The following is a 24,506-nucleotide window of genomic DNA, read 5'->3' as shown; positions in this document are numbered from 1 at the left end:
AGGAAACAGCTTCTAAAAATATATCTATGAAAAACAAACTTTTAAAAACTCTCGGATTAGCTTTACTTGTTTCTACAATGGCATGTCAGGCGCAGGAAAGAATTACGGTAAAAGGAACGCAATTTTACAAAGGTGACAAACCTTATTCTTATATTGGAACAAATTACTGGTACGGAAGCTTACTCGCTTCCAAAAAAGTGGGTGACCGAAAAAGACTGCTTCGGGAATTGGATTTCATGCAAAAAAACGGAATCGATAATTTGCGAATTTTAGTTGGTGCCGATGGTGGAAAATATGATTTTACGGTTCGCCCTGCGCTGCAATACGAGCAGGGAAAATATGACGAGGATTTGCTTGACGGACTGGATTTCCTGATGAATGAAATGCGAAAACGCAAAATGTATGCAGTTTTGTACCTGACGAACAACTGGGAATGGTCCGGCGGAATGTCGCAATATTTAGAATGGAATGGTAAAGGTGCAATTCCGGTTCCGAATATTGCTCCGAATACGTGGCCTCAGTTTATGACGTACACAGAGCAGTTTCACAGCTGTGATCCCTGTATGAAAGCATTGGAGGATCATGTGAAATTTATTATGGGCAGAACTAATAAATATTCAAAGAGAAAATATAATGAAGACAATACCATTATGTCATGGCAGGTTGGCAATGAACCGAGACTTTTTACAGTTGAAAATGAAGCTAAATTTACAACGTGGCTGAACAACATTGTCAATTTAATGGACAGCCTGGATAAAAATCATCTAATTTCGACAGGCTCTGAAGGATTGAACAGTTCGAATGATGACATCGCAATTTTCGAAAGAACACACAAAAACCCAAATATTGATTATCTTACCATGCACATCTGGCCAAAAAACTGGAACTGGTTTAAAGCGGATAATGCTGAAGCTACTATTTCTGCCACTATTGAAAACGCAGGAAAATATATTGATGCTCATGTTAAAGTCGCCAATACTCTGCAAAAACCTATTATTATTGAGGAATTTGGATTACCAAGAGAAAACGAAAATTTGAATGCAGGAGCACCTTCTCTTTACCGCGACAAATTTTATAGTTATATTTTTGGAAGGGTTGCAGAAAGTGTTGACAGTAAAGGTCCGTTGCAGGCAGCTAATTTCTGGGGGTACGGCGGTGAAGGAAAAGCAGTTAATGAAACCGGGAAATGGAATCCGGGAGAGCCCCTGACAACAGATCCTCCGCAGGAACCACAGGGATTAAACTCAGTTTTTAATGGCGATAAATCGACTTTGGAAATTGTAAAAAAATACAATCTGGAACTGAAATAATTTTTCGCCATATAAGTTATGTAAGTTCATTAATAGTATTTCCTTAAATTGAATATTCATAATTCGTGCTCAAAACACCACTTGTCATTCCGTAGGAATCCAAGCCAAACTAAATCAAAAAAGAGATTCTTAAGAGTGAAAAAAGCTTACTATTGGCATTTGCAATACATAAAGATTTACAAAAAACTTACATAACTTATATGGTTTAAAAAACATGAAAATAATATTGTTTTCCTTATTCATTTTACTTTTCAATGCTTCTTTTTCGCAAAAGGTTCATGATTTTACTCTGGCATCTCCAAACGGAAAAATTAAAGCCAGCATATTAATTAATGAGAAGATAACGTGGTCCGTTTCGCACGAAAAAAATCTGATTTTGGCCCCATCAGCAGTTTCATTAACATTGGATCATAATGAAATTTTAGGAAAAAATGCTACGCTTTTGAATTCAAAAAGAGAAAAAGTAAATCAGACATTTGAATCACCCTTTTACAAAAAAAGTTCTGTAAAAAACCAATACAATCTTCTGGCCCTGAATTTCAAAAATGATTTCAGCATTGAATATCGTGCTTTTGATGATGGCGTGGCTTACAGATTTATCACTAAGAAGAAAAAAGAGATTACTGTAAAAGCAGAAGAAGTTTCTTTTAATTTTGATCAGGATTACAATACTTTGATCCCTTATGTCCGTGATTTAAGAAATCCGAAAGACCCTTATATTTCTTCGTTTGAAGCGCAATATGAGAACAAAAAAATCAGTGAATTTTCTAAAGATACTTTAGCCTTTCTACCATTTTTAATTGATTTTGAAAACCATAAAAAAGCCGTTTTTCTGGAAGCCAATCTGGAAGATTACCCGGGATTATTCGTGACCAATAGTAAATCGAAATCAGGTTTTGAAGCACGTTTTTCTAAATATCCGTTACAGGAAACCAACGGCGGATTTAACAATATCAACCGATTAATTACGGAAAGAGCTGATTATTTAGTAAAAACAAAGGGAACACGGAATTTTCCGTGGAGAGCAATTGTTATCTCTGAAAACGATAAAGATTTAGCTAATAATGATATGGTTCAGAAATTATCCGAGCCTTCCAAAATAAAAGACGTGAGCTGGATAAAACCGGGAAAAGTAGCCTGGGACTGGTGGAACGACTGGAATATTTACAACATCGATTTTAAAGCCGGAATCAACACACAGACTTATAAATATTATATTGATTTTGCTTCTAAAAACAAAGTTGAATATGTTGTTTTGGATGAAGGCTGGAGTCTGGAAGAGGATATCATGAAACACAATCCGAATGTAAATTTGGAAGCTTTGATCGCTTACGGAAAAGATCGAAATGTAGGTATCATTTTATGGAGCTCCTGGATGGCCTTAACGAAAAACACAGCCGGTATTTTTAAGAATTATGCAGATTTAGGAGTCAAAGGTTTTAAAGTAGATTTTCTGGACCGTGACGATGCCAAAATGGTGAATTCGGTTTATGATATTGCGCAAAAGGCAGCAGATCATAAGTTGTTATTGGATTTTCACGGCATGTACAAACCAACGGGAATTCAGCGTACTTTCCCGAACATTCTAAATTTTGAAGGTGTAAAAGGGCTGGAAAATAATAAATGGACGCCAAATGACGATGTTCCGTTGTACGACACTACTATTCCGTTTATCCGAATGATCGCCGGCCCGATGGATTATACGCCGGGAGCGATGCGAAATGCAACGAAAAGCGAATTCAGGCCAAGCCATTCTAACCCAATGAGTCAGGGAACAAGATGCCACCAATTAGCTCTTTATACGATTTTTGAAGCACCTTTACAAATGATGGCGGATAGCCCAACAGCTTACATGAAAGAGCAGGAAAGTACTGATTTCATTGCTAAAGTTCCAACCGTTTTTGATGAAACTGTAGCTTTAGATGGGGAAGTTGGAAAATTCGTTTCCATTGCCCGCAAAAAAGAAAGTATCTGGTATTTAGGAGCCATCACAAACTGGGATTCAAGAGATATTACAATTGATTTTTCTTTCCTTGAAAAAGGCAAAAATTTTGAAGCAGAAATTTTCTCTGATGGATTAAATGCTGATAAAGCGGCTAATGATTACAAAAGAGAAACTTTAACCGTTGATTCTACAACAAAATTAAAATACAGAATGGCAAGCGGTGGCGGAATTGCAATGATTATAAAATAAAAGAGACGCACAGCAGTACGTCTCTACATTTTACATTTTACAAAATACATTTCACGCTAAGATCTTCTCAATCGCATTCAGTTCATCTGTTGTAAAATCCAGATTCTGCAAACACTCAATATTATTACATAATTGTTTTACTGAACTTGCTCCAATCAAAACCGATGTAATTCGTTTGTCTTTCTGCAGCCAGGCCAGTGCCATTTGTGCCAAAGACTGATTTCTATTTTGGGCAATTTCATTTAACTGAATCAGCTTTTGAATGCGTTCTGCCGTTACCTCATCCTCTCTCAAATGTCCGTTTGGATTATGAGCGCGTGAATTTTCCGGAATTCCGTTTAAGTATTTATCAGTCAGAAGTCCTTGCGCCAAAGGGGAAAAGGCAATACACCCAACTCCTTTTTCTTCCAGAACATCTAATAACCCATCCTCGACCCAGCGTTGCAGCATGGAATATTTTGCCTGGTGAATCAGGCAAGGTGTTCCTAATTGTTTCAAAACATCAACCGCAACTCTGGTTTGTTCTGCCGAATAATTACTGATACCGACATATAACGCTTTACCACTTCTGACAGCATAATCAAGTGCCATCATCGTCTCTTCAATAGGCGTTTCAGGATCAGGACGATGTGAATAAAAAATATCCACATAATCCACTTTCATTCTTTTCAGACTCTGATCTAAGCTCGATAACAAATATTTTCGGGAACCCCAGTCTCCATAAGGTCCGTCCCACATGGTGTAGCCCGCTTTGGTAGAAATAATGATTTCGTCACGCAGATTCCCTTGAAAGTTATGCCACAATATTTTTCCGAAATTGGTCTCGGCTGAACCCGGAACTGGTCCGTAATTGTTCGCCAGATCAAAATAGGTAATCCCTTTATCAAATGCTTCTACAGCTATACTTTCTGCATTTTCAAAATTATCTACCGATCCGAAATTATGCCATAATCCTAAAGAAATTTCAGGCAATAACAACCCGCTTTTCCCACATCTGTTATATTTCATTGTTTATCAATTTATATCTAATTATTTTAAAACCAAATTAGTATTTTATTTTTGTAAATTTGTTTAAATAATAAAATTATGGAAAATAACTGGCAAAATTTAATTTCGATAAATCCAGATATTCGGTTTGGAAAACCTGTTATCACCGGAACCCGAATTTGTATTTCTGATATTCTTTCGTGGTTAGCGACCGGAATGTCCTTTGAGGAAATTATTGAAGATTTTCCTGAATTAAAAAAAGAACACATTTTGGCTGCTTTGGCTTTTGCTGCCAATAGAGAGAACATTACAAAGATAATTGCAGCCTAATGAAATTACTTCTGGATGCCAATATCTCATGGAGAATTATAAAACTTATTGAAAATGATTTCCCTAATTGTTCTCACTCCAAAGACATCAAGATAACTCAGCCTGCAAAAGATATTGAAATTTGGGATTTTGCTAAGAAGAATGATTTCACCATACTAACCCATGACGATGATTTTGAAAAATTATTACTTTTAAAAGGTTTACCTCCAAAAGTAATAATTCTAAAAACTTTCAATCAAAACACAAAACAAATTGCAGAACTTTTGATATCAAAAAAAGAAATTATCGAGTCATTCATTTTAAATAATGATTTAATGATTTTAGAAATTTACTAATCTTTTGTTTTCATATAAAAACTCTCGCAGATTTTGCAGATTTAGGAGATAAAAAAATCTGCCTGATCTGCAAAATCTGCGAGAGAAAATCTTCTTTTTTCTTAATTTAAAACTATTCTTTTATTTCAAAACCACTCTCCAAACCTTTATCAGAACTTCCTCCTACTTTAATTTTAAAAGTTCCCGGCTCAACTAAATAATTTCCGTTGTTATCATAAAAACCAAGTTGAGCATCTGTCAAAGTAAAGCTTACGGTTTTAGTTTCTCCTTTCTTTAAATTGATCAATTCAAAGCCTTTCAGTTCGGCAACCGGTCTGGCGATACTGGCAAAATCATCATGAATGTACAACTGAACCACTTCTTTTCCATCATAACTACCTGAATTGGTTACCTCAACACTTATCTGAACCGGCTCTCCTTTTGCGAAAGTCGTTTTGTTTATTTTTAAATTCTTATAATCGAATTTAGTATAACTCAATCCGAAACCAAAAGGAAACTGAGGCTTTTTTTCTACATCTGAGAAATGCGACCAAAACACATTTTTATCAGCATTTACAGGTCTTCCCGTGCTATAATTATTGTAATAAATTGGAACCTGACCAACGTTTCTTGGGAAAGAAATTGGGAGTTTCCCACTCGGGTTGTAATCTCCGTATAAAACCTGCGCTACGGCATTTCCGGTTTGTGTACCCAAATGCCAGGCCTCAACAATTGCCGGAACATGTTCTGCCGCCCAAGGAATCGTCAGCGGGCGTCCGTTATTTAAAACCAAAACGATTTTTGGATTCACTTTATAAATTTCTTCTAACAGTTCCTGCTGCAATCCCGGTAAATCAAGGTTTGTTCTGCTGCGTCCTTCCCCGCTCTGGAAGCCATGTTCTCCCATAACCATTACTACAACATCTGCATTTTTGGCAGCTGTTTTAGCTGCTTCGAATCCGCTTTTGTCTGTAGTATTAAAAACTACCTCATCCAGGAAAGTCGCTTTTCCAACAATCAAATCTGCCCCTTTTTCAAAAACCAGTTGATTGTCTTTGTATTGCTGCATCCCTTCTAAAACCGAAACCGCCGTATTATCTTCAGCAGCAATTCTCCAGCTTCCTAACGGACTGTTTTTATCATTTGCCAAAGCACCGATCAAAGCAATTTTTTGTCCTGATTTCTTTAGCGGAAGCAAATTTTTATCGTTTTTCAACAATACAATTGACTTTTTCGCCATGTCTAAAACACCGTCATTGTTTGCTTTATTTCCGATAGTTGCTTTTTCACGTTTTTCATCACAATATTTATACGGATCATCAAATAATCCCAATTCAAATTTCACCCGTAAAATCCTTCTCACCGCATCATCAATCAAAGATTCCTTTACTTTTCCGGCTTTCACTAATTTTACAAGTTCAGCAACATACAAATGTGATTCCATATCCATGTCCGAACCGGCTGTTACGGCTTTTAATGTCGCATCTTCGCCATCTTTTGCATAACCATGCGGAATCATTTCACGAACCGAAGCCCAGTCTGAAACCACAAAACCATCAAACTTCCATTTGCCTTTCAAAATATCTCTTTGCAGAAAAACATTCCCCGTTGCCGGAATTCCGTTTACCAGATTAAACGAGTTCATAAAGGTTCTCACACCTGCTTTTGTAGCCGCTTCAAACGGTGGTAAAACAGTATTGAACAATTTCGAATTACTAATATCAACCAAATTATAATCACGTCCCGATTCTACATAACCATAAGCTGCAAAGTGTTTCGCACAGGCTGCAATGGTATTTACTTTTGCCAAATCAGCAGTCGTTTCTCCCTGAAATCCTTTTACTCTCGCAATCGCTATTTTGCTTCCCAAATACGGATCTTCCCCAGCACCTTCCATCACACGTCCCCAACGGGCATCGTTTGTAATATCTACATTTGGTCCAAAAGTCCAGTTAATTCCGGATGCAGAAGCCTCATCTGCCGCAATCGCTGCCGATTTTTTTATCGCTTCCAAATCCCAGCTCGCCGCTTCTGCCAACGGAATCGGGCTTAACGTTTTGTAGCCGTGAATCACATCAAAACCAATAATCAGCGGAATTCCCAATCGGGTTTCTTCAACAGCAATTTTCTGTACGGCACGCACTTCTTTCACACCACGCACAGTCAGCATACTTCCCACCCAGCCTTTTCGCAGATGTTCATATTTCAATTCGGCATTTCCGCCTTTTGGAGCAGGTCCGGTCACATCCCAAAAACCATTATACTGATTCATTTGCCCTACTTTTTCCTCTAAAGTCATTAGTGGCAAAAGCAGGTCTATTCGTTGTTCAATCGTTTTGTTTTTATCCAGATACGGTCTCTTCTGTGCATTCATATTTCCAGCAGTAAACAGGGCAAAAATCCCAATAATTAGTATTCTTTTATTTTTCATAGTGGTTGATAGTTTCATATTTTGGGCGTGTCCCTTGCCCGAAAAAGGCAAGTGCCGGGCTTTCGGCTTTATCTTTTGTTCCGTTACTCTTCACAAAAGGATACCGCCTCTATCCCTCACGCATGTGCAACGAGAACTTTTTCGGTTTTTAAAGAGTTCCAACTATACACAATCTTGTCATTCCGAGTAACGAGGAATCTTCTTAAGTAACTCGACAAAGATTGGCGATTTTGATTGCGGGGATTCCTCGTTCCTCGGAATGACAAAATCACACAAAATCGTTAATCAAAAATCTTAAATCCTCACTCCGAAATAAAACAGGAAGCAGGCAAATTCGCCTTATTAAACAAATCGGACTGAATTGTATTTCCCCATGCAAATCTCACCTTTAGCGGGTTCGGCACTTTTTTACTCGTTACAATTACCTGATTATTTTTTATTGAAGCTTCAGCAGGATAAAAAGTTCCATCGGCACCTGCAATCTCAAACTGCTTCGTCACGTTGTTTTTAAAATATAATCCTTCAGCATAATCAAAAGAAACAGTTACTTTGTTCTTATCAATTTTGATCTCTTTAAAAAGCGGTCCGTTTATTAGATTAGAATTGGTTTTATAAGTATTGGCCAATGCTAGATTTGCCAAACGAATCCCGACTGATTTTTTATCCTTAGGGTGAATATCAATAGTATCCGAAACATCGCTAATCACGACCATTCCGGTATTATTGATTTCCTTTAAAAGTTTTCGCTGAGAGTTGCGAAGCGTAACATTTGAGAAGTTGTTACTGCCTGTTTTAAAAGGCGCAATTTGTACGTAATAAAACGGAAAATCATCCTGCCAGCCTTTTCTCCAGGAAGTAACCAACGCCGATAATGTCTTATCATAAACTTCTGAACCCACATTCGATTCGCCCTGATACCAGAGAGCACCTGCAATTTTAAATCCGACAAACGGGTAAATCATTGCGTTGTACGCACGACCTGGCTGTCTTGGTCCGTATTCCTGCTCGTTTAGTTTTTTGGCATTTTCTAATAAAACCGCATCGTTCTGAACTACTTCTTCGGGCATCCAGATTTCTGCGGGAGTTCCGCCCCAGTTGGAGGAAATCAATCCGATGGGAACATTTTTTAAATCTTCTGTCAGGCGTTTGGCAAAGAAATAGCCAACCGCGCTAAAGTATTTCATGGTTTCGGGAGTCGATTCCGTCCAGTTGCCTAAAAGATTATTTTGTGGTGTTGTCGCCGTTAATTTCGGAACCGTAAAAAAACGAATATTAGGATTAGTAGCATTTTTTGCTTCTTCCTCGCCATTATCGATTCCCCAGCTCACAGACATTTCCATATTCGACTGACCGGAACAAACCCAGACTTCGCCAATCAAAATATTTTTCAGCACTACTTCATTATAGCCTTTAATCGAAATCCTATATGGTCCTCCGGCTTCAGGTGTTTTGATCTTCAGTTCCCATTTCGCCTGATTGTTTGCAGTAACTTTGTATTCCTGATTGTTCCAGCTGGAAACCAATTTGATTTCCTCTTTTGGATTGCCCCAGCCCCAGATTTTCACTTCAGAGTTGCGCTGCAATACCATATTATCGCCAAAAATATTCGGAAGGGAAACGTTTGCCATCATAGTGCCGGAAATCAGAATGAAAACAAACTTAAATATATTATTTTTCATTTAGCAGTTTTTTTAAAAATGGTCCGTATTCAGCTGCCATAATTTTATGCTCGGCAATGTTTGGATGTCCTGAACATCCGCTTGGTGTCATCGGTTTAAATTTGAAAATCAGAATGGGTTTGTGGGATTGATCTGCATCAAATTCGGCTTTTATTTTGCTCAGGCAATTTTCAAAAATTACTGCTTTTTCTCCATTTACCATTGGACTGTTGGTCAAAACCAATTGTACTTTGGGATTGTGTTTGTATAGCATTTTTATAAAATTGATATAATTCGAAACATACTTTTCAGGATCAAAAGGCAAACGTTCTTTTGTACCGTCGCCATTCGAAAAATCGTTGGTTCCTAACGCAATGCTGATAATTTCCGGCTGAAAAGCAAAATCATATTTAGGTTTTGAAGCGTCTTTTGTCAGATATAAATTTTCATATACGGCAGGCATAATTGGCACTTCAGGGCCTTCGTCATTCCAGTTACGGTAAATCCCGATTCCGGAAACGGAGCTCATCAAATAATCGACATCAATATTTCTTGAAATAATAGGACCATACGCGTAGTAACCGTTATGATGATCAAAATATTCGCCTTTATTACAGGGAATTTCAGAAGGATCGTTTGCTGCTCCAGACGTAATAGAGTCGCCGATAAATTCAATTTTCTTTTTCTTTTGTGCCGTTATCGTAGTCAATTTAGCCGTAGTTCCCAGAAAAACTACGTTCCCCATTGTGGCTTCTGTTGCTTTATAAATCGTTAGATTATGTACTTTTTTATTAGAAGTAACTTTTACCGGAAAAGACTGTGGAGCTACTTTTTGAACAGTGTATTTCCCAAGGTATTTACCATCCAGTTCCAGAACTACATAATTATGATGTTCCCACGAATCAATGCTTTGCAAAGAAACCGCACATTCATTTCCTGTAAAATTAAACGATACTGAAGAAGCAGTTCCGATTAAAACAACCTTATTTTCCTGCAACACATCAACCCTGCCCGCATAAAGAAAGTTTTCTGCTTTGTTTTGGGAAACCGACACGACCGAAATCAGTAAAAAGAAAATTAAAAGAGATATTTTTTTGATAAACATAATTTATTCGTTAAAATATAAATACATTTCACAAATATATCCGAATTACATTTTGCAGAAAGATACTAAAATGTCAAAAAGCAATAAAAAAACACCACATAACATATCAGTTTTGGATTTACATTTCTTTTTATGGAGAAGTCCTTAAATAGGTTTGATATCAAAAAACAACTGCTTATCTTTATAAATTAACCCTTATGACTTTACAAAATGAAATCCGGCATCCAAACCCTCCTGATATTAGCTGTTTTATGTCTGTCTTTTACCTGTAAAAAGGAATCTGTAACTCAAGTCAGCTCAATTGAAAAAACACAAGCCGAAACGCAGCGTGATTCGATTAATAATTATGCTAAACAATATCTCGGAACGCCTTATTTATACGCAGGAAACAATCCTGATAATGGATTTGACTGTTCTGGGTTTGTCTATTATGTTTTCAAAAATTTTGGTTTAACCTTACCGAGAAGTTCAGGCGGATACCAAAATATAGGCAAAACCGTGAAACCTGAGGATTTTAAAATCGGGGATATTTTAGTTTTTTACGGGTATAAAGACAAAAATATTATAGGACATGTTGGCATCATCTGCGAAGCCAATGGAATGCAGTCAAAATTTATACACGCATCCTCCGGAAAAACGCAAAAAGTTACGATCAACGGACTTGACGAGGAGCATTATACCAAACGATTTTATAAATGTGTTGATGTTTTGTCTCTTGAATAAAAAACTGGCTTCTTCGTCTAAATTAGTGGATTTTCCGTAATAAAGAGGTTGCTATTTTTGTCATTTCGACGAAGGAGAAATCACACTCGTATATCGACAAAGATTGGAGACATACTTTACGGAGTTTCTTGTGTGATTTCTCCCTCCGGTCGAAATGACAAAACAACGATATAATTAATGAGAATCATTTATTCAATTCCACCAATTTAGGCGAAGAACCAAAAAACTTAGTTTTGAATAAGTTTATTAATTGTGGCATTTACTCAAAAGCACCGCAAATTGTAATTTCTAAAAGTTTACTCCTCTGTCAATAATTTGATCAGGCTTTCATCTCTTTGGTAAATATCTTTATAGAAATTAAGCTGACCATCGCGATCTACCCAGGCGGTAAAATAGCCAATATAAACCGGAACTTTTTTCTTCAGGGTGTACCAGCTTTCTTTTCCCGCATGCATGGCTTTGTCAATTCTTTCCGGAGTCCATTTCGGGTCATCTTTCAATAATTCGATGGCCAGTTCACGTGGTTTTGCGACACGTACGCAGCCATGACTAAAAGCCCTGCTTTCTCTTTCGAACAAACTTTTTGCAGGTGTATCATGCAGATAGATATTACTGGAGTTTGGGAATAAAAACTTAACCAGCCCAAGTGAGTTGTTTTTCCCTGGAAGCTGTCTTACCGCCCCGTTATTCCATTCCAGATTTTTCTTTGCTAAATAGTCTTTATCTTTTGCCATTCCGGGTTTGATTTCGCTTTTGATGATACTTGGCGGAACATTCCAGTACGGACTAAAAACAATATTATTCATCATTCCGCTAAAAATAACAGTTTTTGTCATTGCTCTGCCCACAACAACCGGCGATGTGAAAGCTATTTCTCCATCTTCAATCAAATACAATTTAAACTCCGGAATATTAACTTCGATGTACTTTTTGCCTTTTTCCAGTTCAGGATCAATCCAGCGACAGCGCTCCATGTTAGAGATAATCGTTTTGATTCGGTCTGAAACCGGGATATTCAAATCATTGATATGTTCTGATAAAATGGTGTTTTTTGGTGCATAACCATGACGCAATTCGTAATTTTTGACCGCCTTCATTAAAACCGTATCACAAACAGCACTTTTATTATCTTCTTTAATATCTCCGGTTACAAAAAGTCTTTCTCTTATTTGTGCAATTATTGCCGAAGAATCTCCTAATTTCAGGCCTTTATAATCCTCATCAATTTCAATTGTTTTCCAGCCTCCGTTTTTTTCAATGTCTCTGTATTGATGAAGTGCATCACGAAGCTTGTAATACTGGCTGAACATTTTACTTTTCTTATCATCGCTTATAGTTGATTTTTCAAAAAGAGAATCGGTCAGAACCTGATAATTGAGCTTTTTTCGCGGAAGCAGCCATTCTAATGAAATGGATGTTTTTTCGTCAAAACCTCTATATACTTTTTCAGCATAATAGAAATACAAATTGGTAATCATCAAATCGGTATTAACTTTTGAAAGTTGGTTAACCGAATTATTTTCAAAAACCGAATTGATTTCTTTGTACGGGAAATTGGCTCTTAAACCTTCATTTTCCAAATTTTTATATTTGTCATACAACGTATTTCCGAACTCTACGACACCTTTGTTATCAAGCCACAATTGTGTTGATTGTTTTTTGGTGTATAAAGCGGAAACCTCATCGTGGAAATTTTTAAGTTTCGGATATGTTTCATAAAATCCGGCGATTGCCAGACTGTCAATGGTAAGTTTTAATTCAGGAATAACGATCTCCGTTTTCTTTAGGTTTTCATCTTTTTTATCTCCTTTAGAATTACATGAAACAGCAATAAAAACAAGTATAACAACAGAAAACGTGTACCAAATTTTCATAATGATTTTTTTAATAAAAATAGAAAAGTTTTCGCAAAAACAACTTTATTCAAACCAATTTTCCCATAAAAAAAACTCCGGACACATCACATGTCCGGAGTTTTCCACCTTTATATAATCAACTTTATTTTAGATAACCGTTCCTTTCAGAGTCAGGATTTTTGGCGTTTTTTCGGCACTTGTCGTAACTGTAACCGTTTTGGTAAAAGCCCCTTTGTTTGCAGCATTATAGGTCGCCGTAACTTTTGCAGATTTTCCCGGAAGAATTGGTTCTTTGGTATAATCTGTTGCAGTACATCCGCATGAACCCTGTACATTTGTAATTACTACAGCCGTTTTTCCTGTATTTTTAAATTCAAAAACAATTGCTTTTGGTGTTCCCTGAGGAATCTGACCTACATCAATACTTTCTGTTTTCCAGACAATAGTTCCGTCTGCAGTTGCTGTAGCTGATTTTGACATCAATGATTTAACCGGAGCGATAGCTGAGAATGACATTAATCCTAAAACTAAAATCAGCATCGAAATTCTAATAATTTTCATAGTCTGTTTATTTAAATTGGTGATATGGTTTGATTCTGTATTTCAAAAGTATCTTACAAAAAAACAATTCACTGTTAACCGGTTTCAAATGTTTGTTAATGACATGTTAACTGCTCTTTTTAATTTAAAATTTGATTAATATTACACTTTCTAAAAGTTGATTTCCTTGAAAATAAACAGACTCAACAGCATCATTATCCTCGGATTAATAGCCATTATCGGCATATTGATCGCTCAATTGCTTTGGACAAAAGAAGCCTTTACATTAGAACAGAAAAAGCTGAGCCAGAAAACTCATATTGCCCTGCTGGAAGTTGCAAAAAAATTATACGAAGGCACCAATCATGAATTGCCTGCACAAAATCCGGTACAGAAAATTGCCAATGATTATTATATCGTAAACATTGACAACGATTTTGAACCTGATATTCTGGAGTTTTATCTGAAAACGGAGTTTAAAAAAATGAATATTACGACTGATTTTGAATACGCCATGTACAATTGCCAGAGTGATGAAATGGTCTATGGAAATTATATTTCATTGTCTGATAAAGAAAAAGGGAAACAATCCGTACATTTTCCGAAGCATAAAAATCTGATTTATTATTTTGCAGTTCGTTTTCCTCATGAAACGACATATTTGTTTAGTTCTATGCGTTTTTGGTTTGTATTGTCTATCGTTTTGATTTTCATTTTACTGATTTATGTTTATTCGATTTTGACTCTTCTTCAGCAAAAAAAATATTCTGAGTTGCAACGTGATTTTATCAATAACATGACACATGAATTTAAAACGCCTCTGTCTTCGATTTTAATTGCTTCAAAATATTTAATTGGCCAGGATAAAATTAAAGAAGACAAAAAACTGCACACTTATACCGACATCATAATCAACCAGAGCAACAAACTAAACAGTCATATTGAACAGATTTTAAACATCGCTAAATCTGATTATACACCGCTGGAATTAAAGAAAGAAAACCTTTTAATTGTTCCGGTTATAGAAGAAACCATCGAAAATATTCAATTAAAATACCCGGAAGCTTCTATTAAAATTAAAACGGATTCAAACCATTACCAACTTGAAACTGATACATTTCATTTTACGAATCTGGTTTATAATTTACTGGATAATGCTGTAAAATACTGCAATGAAAAGCCTGAAATTATCGTTGGAATTTCTACCGAAAACAAGTTTTTAAAACTCTCTTTTGAAGATAACGGAATCGGAATCTCTTCTAAAAATATTTCGTTTATATTTGATAAATTTTACCGAATTCAGAATGAAAAAAGCAATGAGGTTAACGGTTTTGGATTAGGATTATATTATGTAAAAAAGATTTGCGACCTCCAGGACTGGAAAATTTCAGCGACCCAAAACAACAAAAAAGGCACTACAATAACTCTGTCAATCCCATATAAAAATGAGCAGCTTTAAAATCCTTTATACCGAAGATGATGAAACATTAGCTTTTTTGACCAAAGACAATCTGGAACAAAACAGCTATAATGTAACGCATTGTTCAGATGGAAAATCAGGCTTTGAAAGTTTTAAAAATGAGGATTTCGACATTTGCATTTTTGACATCATGATGCCAAAAATGGATGGTTTCGAATTAGCAGCAGAAATCAGGAAAATCAATACTGATATTCCGATTATTTTTCTCTCAGCTAAAACTTTAAAAGAAGACCGAATCAAAGGATTGCGTTTAGGGGCGGATGATTATCTCGTAAAACCTTTCAGCATTGAAGAATTAATACTGAAAATTGAAGTCTTTCTAAAGCGTTCGCAAAAAAACAACAAACCCGAAAAAACCATTTATGAAATTGGCAAATATCAGTTTGACACTAAAAATTTCATTCTTTTTAATGCTGATGAAAAAATTGGCCTGACACAACGCGAAGCCGAATTGCTGAAACTATTTCTGGACAACAAAAATTCAGTTTTAAAAAGAGAACAAATTTTAACCGCACTTTGGGGAACTGACGATTATTTTATGGGACGAAGCCTTGATGTTTTTATTTCGCGCCTTCGAAAGATTTTAGCCAATGAAAAAGGCATTTCTATTGAAAACCTGCATGGAATCGGGTTTCGGTTTGTAATTGAATAGCTTTTTTTCATTATAATAACAATTCAATTAAAAACAAAGAATATTCTGTAAATATAATTTAAAAAATCATTTGTATTTTTAAGTTCTAATTTTGTCAGATTATGAAACTGCATCATTTACGCAATGCCACTTTAGTCATCGAAACAGAAAAGCATGTCCTTTTAATTGATCCCATGTTAGGAAAAAGGAAAACTATTGCTCCTTTTACTCTTTTTCGTTACCAGCCAAAAAGAAACCCGCTGACCGCTCTTCCCAAAAACAGCAGGGAAATTCTGAGTAAAGTTACCCATTGCCTGATAACACATTTGCATCCTGACCATCTGGACAAAGCCGGTGAAGTATTTCTAAAAAGAAAATCAATTCCGGTAATCTGCAGTGTAAAAGACGAAAAAAGGATAACGCAAAGAGGCTTAACTGTTATACAAGCTTTGGATTACTGGAAACCTCAAAATTTCCTGGACGGAAAAATAACAGGAATTCCAGCCGTTCACGGATATGGTTTTGTTGCTAAATTAATGGGAAATGTTATGGGCTTTTTTATAGAACTCCTCAACGAAAAAACAATCTACATCAGTTCAGATACTATTTTCACAATAGATACAGAAAAAGTCCTGACTGAACTGAAACCTGACATTGCAACTGTTGCCTGCGGTACTGCACGATTAGATTTTGGACAGCCGTTATTAATGAGAATGAATGATATACTTAAATTTGCCGCACTTGCGCCCGGAAAAGTTTTTGCCAATCATTTAGAAGCTTTAAACCATTGCCCGACAACAAGGGAAGAATTAAAAAATGCTTTGGCCCAAAATAATCTTTTATCCAAAACGGCTGTTCCTAATGATGGAGAATGTGTAGAATATTAGTTACAAAACCAATAAACCAAACTCACGCAACGTATTGATTGGTTTTGAATACCAAAACAATTCAAAATCTTCTAATGTGGTTTCGAAATCATTTTTGACTTCCTGAAAAGTATAATTTTTACTGTTTGAAACTGCAATTTTACTTAGGATTTCGACCAGCCACTCGCCCTCGTCTTTACTGGTCTGGATAGTAAAACTTTCTTTCTTGTCGTGAAAAGTCAGCGACATCATTTCCCAGCTTCTTCCTTTTTTTGATTTTGTAAAGCTTTCTGCCGAAGGTTTCCCTCCCAGCCAGACTACTTTTGCATTTGGCTTGGTATTGAAATCGTTTTGTTCTTCTAAAGCATTAAAAATAAAATCGGGATGGATTTTTGTCTTCGGAATTTTAAAATCAAACCAATCCTGCAATTCGTAATCAAAACAGATTCCGTGCATGAAATTAAACAGCGATTTCTTTAATCCGAAACTGAATTTATCATGATTGATTCCTGTTGAATCGGTATAATCAATGTCGTTATTGGCGAAAGTTCCGATAGCCTCTGTTTTTTTGGTCACGCCAAATTGTTCCGGATACAATCCAACCGGGCTATGTGCCGTGAGCGCAAACTGATGCCAAAATCCGGATTGTAAAACCCCGGCTTCAAATAATTGGCGCACCATTTCAAGGCTGTCAACAGTTTCCTGAATCGTCTGTGTTGGATATCCGTACATTAAATACGCATGCACCATAATTCCGGCTTCTGTAAAATTTCGGGTTACTTTTGCAACCTGTTCTACTGTTACGCCTTTATCAATCAATTTTAATAATCGGTCTGAAGCCACTTCTAATCCTCCGGAAACGGCAATACAGCCGGAAGCTTTTAGTAATAAACACAAATCTTTTGAAAAACTTTTTTCAAAACGAATATTCGTCCACCAGGTTACGGCCAGTTTTCGCTTTAAGATTTCGAGAGCCAGAGCGCGCATTAAAGCAGGCGGAGCAGCTTCATCAACAAAATGAAAGCCGTTTTGACCTGTTTTTTCAATTAATTCTTCTATCCGGTCACAAAGCAAACTTGCCGCAACAGGTTCATACACCTTAATATAATCTAATGAAATATCGCAGAATGTACATTTGCCCCAATAACAGCCGTGAGCCATAGTGAGTTTATTCCAGCGCCCGTCGCTCCACATTCGGTGCATCGGATTTACGATTTCGATAACCGAAATATATTTGTCCAAAGGCAAATCTGAATAATCCGGTGTTCCAACCTGTGATTGTTTGTAATCGTGTTTTAAGGAATTGTTTTTATAGACTACTTCCCCATTTTCCAAAAGAAAAGTTCGTTTGTAATGCTTTTCGTCCCTCGACTCCGCTCGGGATGACAAATTTGCAACAAGTTCTTCTATCGGAACTTCGCCATCATCCAAAGTAATAAAATCGAAAAATTCAAAAACACGTTTATCAGAAAGTGAACGCAATTCGGTATTCGGGAAACCGCCACCCATCGAGATTTTAATTTCGGGATGGTTTTGTTTTACCCATTGTGCACATCGAAATGCACTGTATAAATTCCCGGGAAAAGGAACAGAAATTAAAAATAAAGTTGGGTTTACAGCTTCTATTTTTTCTTTCAGAAGTGAAATTAAAATCGAATCAATATAAGTCGGTTCTTTTTGTAAAGCTTCATACAATTCATCAAAAGAGTTGGCACTTCGGCCCAAACGCTCAGCATATCGGCTAAAGCCAAAATTTTCATCGACACATTCCACAATAAAATCAGAAATGTCTTCAAGATATAAAGTCGCCAGGTGTTTTGCCTTGTCCTGAGTCCCCATGGTTCCGAATGCCCAGTCGAGTTCTTCCAGCTGTGCAAAACGGGAAGCTTCCGGCAAAAAATCTTCCTGACAGATCTGCAGTGCCAAAGTTGGATTTTTCCCCTGTAAAAACTGAATTACAGAATCTATGGTTTTGATGTATTCGTCCTGTAAAGCAAAAATGCGCTTTGAGTTATCTGAGATTTCAGAACCTGAAACCTGAAACCTGAAACTTGAAACATCAAACAAATCCTGTAAACCTTTCTTCGAAAACAATTCCAAAATCACATCAATACCCAAATCTGCCTGAACGGATTCTATGTTTTTAGTATTCAGAAAACCTTTTATATACGCAGTGGCCGGATACGGAGTATTCAGTTGGGTAAATGGCGGGGTGATTAGAAAAAGTTTCGTTTTCAAAGGATTTGTTTTGTGCAAAAATACGGGATATTAATCTTTTAGGAAAAGATTTACTACTCTATTTAAAATCAAAAAAGGATGTCAATTGAGACATCCTTTTTTGTTTACTTATTCTACTTTTTCTTTTTGGCTTTTTTGTCATTTTTAGAATTACCATTTCCTTTTTTGTTCAGCCTTTTTTCAGTTTCTTCAATTGTGTAGTCATAAGAAGTATTGATTGTGTTAAGTTTTACTTTTTTAATCACTTTCAAGGCTTTCTTAAATTCCTGCTGACATTCTAAAAGCATTATTTTCTTCAAAAGAATCTCCGTTTTATTGATTCCTTTGACAGTCAATGCAAAATCAATCAGTTTCGTTGCTTCTTCGTAATCTTCATTTAAGATCAGAGTATGAATATAAAAAGGATACACTTCTAAGGCATAAATATTAATCGAAAGTGCTTTTTGAAAATACTCTTTGGCTCAAATTAAATCATAAAATTTTCTTAAAAAATTCACAAAAATCTAATATACAACATTTTAAATCCTAAAAATTTTTTCAAAAAAAAGAGGTAACGAATGAATCGTTAACTCCCTATAAATTAGTTTTCAGAAATATTAAAACTTATGCACGTCTTTACTAATCACTAAAAAAGAAACTAAAGAAATAATAGCTGCAATAGTCAGGTAAAAACCAACATAATTCAAACCATACGTACTTGCCAGCCAAATGGCAATCATAGGTGCAAATGCTGCTCCTAAAATTCCTGCCAGATTAAACGTTAACGAAGCTCCGGAATAACGAACAGTCGTAGGAAACAACTCTGATAAAAATGTTCCCAGAGGTCCATACGTAAATCCCATCAAAGACATTCCGATACATACAAAAGCGGTTACTAAAAACGGACTTCCGGAATTAAGGAATAACGAAAAGAAAAATCCGAAAAGGGCAATTGCAATTGTAGTGTAAATTAATATTTTTCGACGCCCGATTTTATCGGCAACCAAAGCTGAAATTGGAATAAAAAGGGCGAAGAACAAGACCGAAAATAATTGAATCAACAAAGCATCTCTTTTTACATAACCTAAATCTGAAGTAATCCAGCTCAGGGCAAATACCGTCATTAAATAAAACACTAAGAAAGTGGTCACTGCCCCTAATGTACCGAAAATCAATTGATTTTTATACGATTTTACCAAAGTTAAAAATGGAATTTTTACTTCTTCGTGCGCATTTTTAGAATTTTCAAAGGATGGTGTCTCTGATATTTTAGTACGGATATAAAAACCAACAATCACCAAAAGTGAACTTGCTATAAAAGGAATTCTCCAGCCGTAATTCATAAAATCTTCATTGCTCATTGAATCTGTCAAAATTAAAAAAGTTCCTCCTGAAAGCAGCAAACCGATTGGTGCTCCTAACTGAGGAAACATTCCGTACCAGGCACGTTTATGCGGTGGAGCGTTTTCAATCGCCAGTAAAACAGCTCCTCCCCATTCTCCTCCTAAACCAACACCCTGCCCGAATCGGCATAACATCAATAACAACGGAGCAGCTACTCCAATACTGGCATAACCAGGCAAAAATCCTATGGTAACTGTCGAAATTCCCATAGTAAGCAAAGCAGCGACTAAGGTAAATTTACGACCGATTTTATCTCCGTAATGCCCAAAAAAAGCAGAACCCAATGGACGGGACAAAAAGGCAATTGAAAAAGTAGCCAGAGATTCCAGGGTTGCCATGGTCGGATCAGCACCCGGAAAAAATAATTGTGGAAATACTAATACAGCTGCATTAGCATAAATATAAAAATCAAAAAATTCGATTGTGGTGCCAATAAGGCTTCCAAAAAGAACATGTTTTAAAGAGTTCTTTTGATTCGGATTATTTTTCATGTAAAAACTGATATATTTTTTTGCTTACAAAAATAGGGTTTCATTGTTAATAATTCATTCTAAGGATAAATAGTTTCATAACACCTGCTTTTTTTAACAAATTTTATAAATTTTCAATCTTACACAACTTTTGTTTTAATTAAAAACCTGATTATAAAGTTTTTAAATCCAAAAGTAAAAATCAAATCATAAGCTATCGTTAAAACCGTTTTTAACTGCATATTTTCATTAAATTTACAGCTGTCAAAATAAAATTAAAATTATGCCAAGCGACTGTATCAGCTATCAAAACTCAGGATATTTCTCTAAATTGATGCAAGATTATTTAGATCAGAAATCAGAATTAAAACCGCTGTACAATCGTTTTCCGACACTTGAAAATTTCGAAGAACAAATCATCGAAAAAGAATCCAATTTTAATAACGCCAACCGGATTCCTTTAGTTGAAAACCTGAAAAAACAATATCAGAATATTGAAATTTCAGATTTGACCAGACAAAATATTGAGTTTTTGGCTCTCGAAAATACGTTTACAATTACCACCGGACATCAGCTAAATTTATTCTGTGGCCCATTGTATTTTCTTTATAAAATCATTTCGACAATTAATCTGACCAAAGAATTAAAGTCAAAATATCCAGCTTACAATTTTGTTCCGGTTTACTGGATGGCAACGGAAGACCATGACTTTGAAGAGATCAATTATTTCAATTTTAAAGGCAAAAAATTCAGATGGAACAAAGAAAGCACAGGTCCTGTAGGCAGGCTTTCGACTGACGGCTTAACTGAATTCTTCGAAATTTATTCTCAGGAATTAGGTTTCAGCACCAACGCTAATGTCCTTAAAAAGCTTTTTGAGGAAGCTTATTTAAAACACGAAAATCTGGCTGATGCGACCCGCTTTTTAGCCAACAGTTTATTTGCCGATTACGGTTTAGTCATTATTGATGCAGACAACACTGATTTAAAACGTGCTTTAATTCCTTTTGTAAAAGATGAATTAGAAAATCAGACTTCTTTCAAAACCGTTCAAAAAACTATTGAACAGCTTCAGGATTACAGCGTTCAGGTAAATCCTCGTGAGATCAATTTGTTTTATATCGAAGACAAGCTTCGTGAAAGAATCATTTTTGAAAATGATAAATATTACGTAAACAATAACCGAATTTCATTCTCTAAAGACGAAATTCTGCAGCTATTAGAAAGCAATCCTGAAAAATTCAGTCCAAACGTGATCATGCGCCCTCTTTATCAGGAAGTTATTTTACCAAACCTGTGTTACATTGGCGGAGGCGGGGAAATTGCGTACTGGCTGGAATTAAAAGCCTTTTTTGATGCCGTGAATATTACTTTTCCAATGCTTTTAGTTCGTAATTCTGTTTTGTTAGCAACTGAAAAACAAGCCAAAAAAGCTGATAGTTTAAATTTAAGCTGGACAGATTTATTTACTAAACCTGCTGATTTAGTGAATACAATCACGCATAAATTATCTGCTTTTCCAATTGATTTATCTGCTCAAAAAGAAACGTTAGATAAACAATTTAAATATCTTTACGATTTAGCAGACCAAACCGACAAATCATTTTCCGGAGCTGTAAAAGCACAGGAAGCCAAGCAGAAAAAAGGGCTGGAAAATCTTGAAAAACGTTTACTGAAAGCCCAAAAAAGAAAATTAGATAATGAATTACAGCGTGTAACCGATTTACAACTTGAATTATTCCCAAATCAGAGTCTGCAGGAACGCCAGGCTAATTTTTCTGAATTTTATCTGGAGAAAGGAGAGCAACTGATTCCGCTTTTGATTCAGAAACTAAAGCCATTACAACACAATTTCGACATCATAACAATATAGCTTATAATCCAAAAAAAACATTAATTTGCAAAAAAAAATAATTTTGTAATAATCTTGAGAAACAAATAACCACACTCTTCTCAAAATTATTATTCCATAAACCAAATAGCGATTTTTAAATTATTAATTAACCTATTTACCCAAAAACAATGGTAAAAGAACGCTTAATTTCGCTAGATGTCTTTCGTGGACTCACTATTTTGTTAATGACAATTGTCAACAATCCAGGGGACTGGGGAAATGTTTATCCTCCGCTGCTGCATGCCGATTGGCACGGATGCACCCCAACCGATCTGGTATTTCCTTTTTTTATTTTCATCATGGGAGTAGCTATTCCGCTTGCAATGCCCGAAAAATTTTATGACACTACAACGTTCAGTAAAATTTTGGTTCGTTCACTGCGAATGCTTTGTCTTGGAATTTTCTTCAACTTTTTCGAAAAAATACAGTTATTTGGTCTTGAAGGAATTCCGCTTCTTATTGGCCGCTTAGCAATAACTATTGCAGTAGGCTATGCCTTAATGGGAAGTTTCAGTTCTAAAGTCAAAAATATTTTAGCTTTTTCGATTCTCTTTATTTATCTCTTTTTGGCTTACAGCGGAATCGAAGCCTATAAGGATGTTCGTCTTCCCGGGGTTTTACAACGAATTGCCATTGTATATTTCGTGGTATCACTTTTATATTTAAAAACGACTCAAAAAACGCAAATTATAACAGGAATAGTATTATTATTAGGATATTGGGCTGCCATGACCTTAATTCCCGTTCCCGGAATCGGAGCAGCTAATCTTGAAAAAGGAACCAATCTGGCTTCATGGCTGGATAGCATTTTATTAAAAGATCATATGTACTCCGCAACCAAAACCTGGGATCCGGAAGGCATTTTAAGTACAATTCCGTCTATCGTAAACGGAATCATCGGAATGTTAATCGGACAGTTTCTTCAAAATGATAATCCCAAAACAAAAAAAGCCCTAAAAATGGGCATGATCGGTGCGGGACTTATTGTTTTAGGATTAATTTGGGATTTGATTTTTCCAATTAACAAATCGCTCTGGACAAGCAGTTATGTATTATTTACAACAGGATTAGCGACCGTATTTTTTACTATTTTATACTACGTGATTGATATTGCAGGCTACAAAAAAGGCTTCAAACCTTTCTTAATCTGGGGGGTAAATCCCATGATTGTTTTCTTTTGTTCTCAGATTATCCCGCAGGCGTTAGTAATGATTCAATTCCAAAATCCAAAAAATCCCGAAGTGCAGACCAATCTATTAGACTTTTTATATCGCTTCTGGATTGCACCTTTTTTCAGTAATCCAATGACAGCTTCCTTATCCGGAGCATTGGTTTATGTTGGAATCTGGACCTTTATTTTATGGATTTTTTACAGAAAAAAATTGATTTTCAAAGTTTAAAATTTTCACCATATAAGTAACATAAGTTCATTTTAGAAGCATGGCTTAATTACAATTGATATTCCGCATGCAGGTATTTAAATGAACTTATATTACTTATATGGTTTAAAAAAAGTTTTTCTTGGATAAAACGTCATTCCGCTGTACTTTAATTATGAATTTATTAAAATCAATTCATTAAAAAGTACTATTTTTGCACCAAATTTAAAAAACACAAAAAATGGCTACAAATAGAACTTTTACCATGATTAAGCCGGATGCTGTTGCAAACGGACACATCGGGAATATCCTTGCAATGATTACTAACGCAGGTTTCAAAATCGTTTCTTTAAAATTAACGCAATTGACTGTTGCTGATGCAAAAGCTTTTTATGCAGTTCACGCAGAAAGACCTTTTTATGGAGAATTGGTAGAATTCATGTCACGCGGACCAATCGTTGCTGCAATTTTAGAAAAAGACAACGCTGTAGAAGATTTCAGAACTTTAATCGGTTCTACAAATCCTGCCGAAGCTGCTGAAGGAACTATCCGTAAAGCATACGCTACTTCTATTGGAGAAAATGCTGTTCATGGATCAGACAGTGATGAAAATGCAGCTATCGAAAGCGCATTCCACTTTGCCGGAAGAGAGCAGTTTTAGTATTCAGTGTTCAGTTTTAAGTCAACATTTAATGACCTGATAAAAAAAACCGATTT

The 24,506-nt window shown here is 35.8% G+C and carries 20 protein-coding genes; 11 read left to right on the top strand and 9 right to left on the bottom strand.

All coding sequences use genetic code 11. From position 1 onward, the window contains the following. Positions 1-26 precede the first annotated feature (26 nt). Together GXM17_RS16810 and GXM17_RS16805 are read left to right on the top strand one after the other, a co-directional pair. Positions 27-1,310, top strand: a complete 1,284-nt coding sequence (locus GXM17_RS16810) for a glycoside hydrolase 5 family protein (protein ID WP_163400535.1) — start codon at positions 27-29, stop codon at positions 1,308-1,310. Between the two features lie 214 nt (positions 1,311-1,524). Beyond that, positions 1,525-3,504: a retaining alpha-galactosidase gene (locus GXM17_RS16805; RefSeq protein WP_163400534.1), complete on the top strand. Its 1,980-nt coding sequence runs from the start codon at positions 1,525-1,527 to the stop codon at positions 3,502-3,504. A gap of 51 nt (positions 3,505-3,555) precedes the next feature. Here the strand turns inward: GXM17_RS16805 and GXM17_RS16800 are convergent, their stop codons facing one another. After that, entirely contained in the window at positions 3,556-4,512 is a 957-nt protein-coding gene (locus GXM17_RS16800; RefSeq protein WP_163400533.1) for an aldo/keto reductase, read from the bottom strand. A 78-nt stretch (positions 4,513-4,590) separates the two neighbouring features. On the opposite strand from GXM17_RS16800, the gene GXM17_RS16795 reads away from it, so the two are divergent. Beyond that, positions 4,591-4,821 carry a DUF433 domain-containing protein gene (locus tag GXM17_RS16795; RefSeq protein ID WP_163400532.1) on the top strand — a complete coding sequence of 77 codons (231 nt, stop codon included), beginning with the start codon at positions 4,591-4,593 and terminating at the stop codon, positions 4,819-4,821. Continuing rightward, positions 4,821-5,156, top strand: coding sequence for a DUF5615 family PIN-like protein (locus GXM17_RS16790; RefSeq protein WP_163400531.1), 336 nt, complete (start codon positions 4,821-4,823; stop codon positions 5,154-5,156). Before GXM17_RS16795 ends, GXM17_RS16790 begins: the two co-directional genes overlap by 1 nt. A 112-nt stretch (positions 5,157-5,268) precedes the next feature. Here GXM17_RS16790 and bglX read toward each other — a convergent pair whose 3' ends face one another. The 3 genes from bglX to GXM17_RS16775 all read right to left on the bottom strand — a co-directional run bounded on the left by bglX (position 5,269) and on the right by GXM17_RS16775 (position 10,329). Further along, on the bottom strand, positions 5,269-7,566 hold the full coding sequence (gene bglX, locus GXM17_RS16785; RefSeq protein WP_163400556.1) for a beta-glucosidase BglX: 2,298 nt from the start codon (positions 7,564-7,566) through the stop codon (positions 5,269-5,271). Positions 7,567-7,868: 302 nt separating this feature from the next. Continuing rightward, the gene (locus tag GXM17_RS16780) at positions 7,869-9,245 is read right to left on the bottom strand and encodes a sialate O-acetylesterase (RefSeq protein ID WP_163400530.1); all 1,377 of its coding nucleotides are present in this window, start codon (positions 9,243-9,245) and stop codon (positions 7,869-7,871) included. After that, positions 9,235-10,329 carry an SGNH/GDSL hydrolase family protein gene (locus GXM17_RS16775; protein WP_163400529.1) on the bottom strand — a complete coding sequence of 365 codons (1,095 nt, stop codon included), beginning with the start codon at positions 10,327-10,329 and terminating at the stop codon, positions 9,235-9,237. Before GXM17_RS16775 ends, GXM17_RS16780 begins: the two co-directional genes overlap by 11 nt. A 210-nt stretch (positions 10,330-10,539) precedes the next feature. On the opposite strand from GXM17_RS16775, the gene GXM17_RS16770 reads away from it, so the two are divergent. Beyond that, positions 10,540-11,052 carry a C40 family peptidase gene (locus tag GXM17_RS16770; protein WP_163400528.1) on the top strand — a complete coding sequence of 171 codons (513 nt, stop codon included), beginning with the start codon at positions 10,540-10,542 and terminating at the stop codon, positions 11,050-11,052. 296 nt (positions 11,053-11,348) lie between these two features. Here GXM17_RS16770 and GXM17_RS16765 read toward each other — a convergent pair whose 3' ends face one another. Beyond that, positions 11,349-12,926, bottom strand: coding sequence for a L,D-transpeptidase family protein (locus GXM17_RS16765; protein ID WP_163400527.1), 1,578 nt, complete (start codon positions 12,924-12,926; stop codon positions 11,349-11,351). A gap of 129 nt (positions 12,927-13,055) precedes the next feature. Next, on the bottom strand, positions 13,056-13,469 hold the full coding sequence (locus tag GXM17_RS16760) for a DUF1573 domain-containing protein (protein ID WP_163400526.1): 414 nt from the start codon (positions 13,467-13,469) through the stop codon (positions 13,056-13,058). A gap of 166 nt (positions 13,470-13,635) precedes the next feature. Between GXM17_RS16760 and GXM17_RS16755 the strand changes: the two genes are divergently transcribed. The 3 genes from GXM17_RS16755 (at position 13,636) to GXM17_RS16745 (ending at position 16,446) form a co-directional block, all read left to right on the top strand. Beyond that, on the top strand, positions 13,636-14,907 hold the full coding sequence (locus tag GXM17_RS16755; RefSeq protein WP_163400525.1) for a sensor histidine kinase: 1,272 nt from the start codon (positions 13,636-13,638) through the stop codon (positions 14,905-14,907). Next, positions 14,894-15,580, top strand: coding sequence for a response regulator transcription factor (locus tag GXM17_RS16750; protein ID WP_163400524.1), 687 nt, complete (start codon positions 14,894-14,896; stop codon positions 15,578-15,580). The genes GXM17_RS16755 and GXM17_RS16750 overlap by 14 nt, the downstream gene beginning before the upstream one ends. 101 nt (positions 15,581-15,681) lie before the next feature. After that, on the top strand, positions 15,682-16,446 hold the full coding sequence (locus tag GXM17_RS16745) for an MBL fold metallo-hydrolase (protein WP_163400523.1): 765 nt from the start codon (positions 15,682-15,684) through the stop codon (positions 16,444-16,446). On the opposite strand, the gene GXM17_RS16740 is transcribed toward GXM17_RS16745, so the two are convergent. From GXM17_RS16740 to GXM17_RS16730, 3 genes are all read right to left on the bottom strand, one after another. Beyond that, positions 16,447-18,663, bottom strand: a complete 2,217-nt coding sequence (locus tag GXM17_RS16740; protein WP_163400522.1) for a B12-binding domain-containing radical SAM protein — start codon at positions 18,661-18,663, stop codon at positions 16,447-16,449. 113 nt (positions 18,664-18,776) lie between these two features. Then, a complete protein-coding gene (locus GXM17_RS16735) occupies positions 18,777-19,073 on the bottom strand; it encodes a hypothetical protein (RefSeq protein WP_163400521.1) in 297 nt (98 codons plus the stop codon). Between the two features lie 186 nt (positions 19,074-19,259). Continuing rightward, a complete protein-coding gene (locus GXM17_RS16730; protein WP_163400520.1) occupies positions 19,260-20,537 on the bottom strand; it encodes an MFS transporter in 1,278 nt (425 codons plus the stop codon). 262 nt (positions 20,538-20,799) lie between these two features. On the opposite strand from GXM17_RS16730, the gene bshC reads away from it, so the two are divergent. From bshC to GXM17_RS16715, 3 genes are all read left to right on the top strand, one after another. Continuing rightward, on the top strand, positions 20,800-22,389 hold the full coding sequence (bshC, locus tag GXM17_RS16725) for a bacillithiol biosynthesis cysteine-adding enzyme BshC (RefSeq protein ID WP_163400519.1): 1,590 nt from the start codon (positions 20,800-20,802) through the stop codon (positions 22,387-22,389). 149 nt (positions 22,390-22,538) lie between these two features. Then, positions 22,539-23,810, top strand: a complete 1,272-nt coding sequence (locus GXM17_RS16720; protein ID WP_163400518.1) for an acyltransferase family protein — start codon at positions 22,539-22,541, stop codon at positions 23,808-23,810. Positions 23,811-24,030: 220 nt separating this feature from the next. Then, positions 24,031-24,450, top strand: coding sequence for a nucleoside-diphosphate kinase (locus GXM17_RS16715; RefSeq protein ID WP_163400517.1), 420 nt, complete (start codon positions 24,031-24,033; stop codon positions 24,448-24,450). The last annotated feature ends 56 nt before the right edge of the window (positions 24,451-24,506 follow it).

It is taken from the genome of Flavobacterium fluviatile, from assembly GCF_010645065.1.
In the GTDB taxonomy this organism is placed as follows: domain Bacteria; phylum Bacteroidota; class Bacteroidia; order Flavobacteriales; family Flavobacteriaceae; genus Flavobacterium; species Flavobacterium fluviatile.
The sequence above is the reverse complement of the archived record's forward strand: the minus strand, read 5'-3'. Positions and strand labels throughout refer to the sequence as shown.

Bases quoted from the DNA above. Each gene is read 5' to 3' on its own strand.
- GXM17_RS16760 (WP_163400526.1), bottom strand. From the start codon at position 13,469: ATGAAAATTATTAGAATTTCGATGCTGATTTTAGTTTTAGGATTAATG.
- GXM17_RS16720 (WP_163400518.1), top strand. From the start codon at position 22,539: ATGGTAAAAGAACGCTTAATTTCGCTAGATGTCTTTCGTGGACTCACT.
- GXM17_RS16775 (WP_163400529.1), bottom strand. From the start codon at position 10,329: ATGTTTATCAAAAAAATATCTCTTTTAATTTTCTTTTTACTGATTTCG.
- GXM17_RS16715 (WP_163400517.1), top strand. From the start codon at position 24,031: ATGGCTACAAATAGAACTTTTACCATGATTAAGCCGGATGCTGTTGCA.
- bshC (WP_163400519.1), top strand. From the start codon at position 20,800: ATGCCAAGCGACTGTATCAGCTATCAAAACTCAGGATATTTCTCTAAA.
- GXM17_RS16770 (WP_163400528.1), top strand. From the start codon at position 10,540: ATGAAATCCGGCATCCAAACCCTCCTGATATTAGCTGTTTTATGTCTG.
- GXM17_RS16800 (WP_163400533.1), bottom strand. From the start codon at position 4,512: ATGAAATATAACAGATGTGGGAAAAGCGGGTTGTTATTGCCTGAAATT.
- GXM17_RS16750 (WP_163400524.1), top strand. From the start codon at position 14,894: ATGAGCAGCTTTAAAATCCTTTATACCGAAGATGATGAAACATTAGCT.
- GXM17_RS16795 (WP_163400532.1), top strand. From the start codon at position 4,591: ATGGAAAATAACTGGCAAAATTTAATTTCGATAAATCCAGATATTCGG.
- GXM17_RS16745 (WP_163400523.1), top strand. From the start codon at position 15,682: ATGAAACTGCATCATTTACGCAATGCCACTTTAGTCATCGAAACAGAA.
- GXM17_RS16790 (WP_163400531.1), top strand. From the start codon at position 4,821: ATGAAATTACTTCTGGATGCCAATATCTCATGGAGAATTATAAAACTT.
- GXM17_RS16780 (WP_163400530.1), bottom strand. From the start codon at position 9,245: ATGAAAAATAATATATTTAAGTTTGTTTTCATTCTGATTTCCGGCACT.
- GXM17_RS16810 (WP_163400535.1), top strand. From the start codon at position 27: ATGAAAAACAAACTTTTAAAAACTCTCGGATTAGCTTTACTTGTTTCT.
- GXM17_RS16805 (WP_163400534.1), top strand. From the start codon at position 1,525: ATGAAAATAATATTGTTTTCCTTATTCATTTTACTTTTCAATGCTTCT.
- bglX (WP_163400556.1), bottom strand. From the start codon at position 7,566: ATGAAAAATAAAAGAATACTAATTATTGGGATTTTTGCCCTGTTTACT.
- GXM17_RS16730 (WP_163400520.1), bottom strand. From the start codon at position 20,537: ATGAAAAATAATCCGAATCAAAAGAACTCTTTAAAACATGTTCTTTTT.
- GXM17_RS16765 (WP_163400527.1), bottom strand. From the start codon at position 12,926: ATGAAAATTTGGTACACGTTTTCTGTTGTTATACTTGTTTTTATTGCT.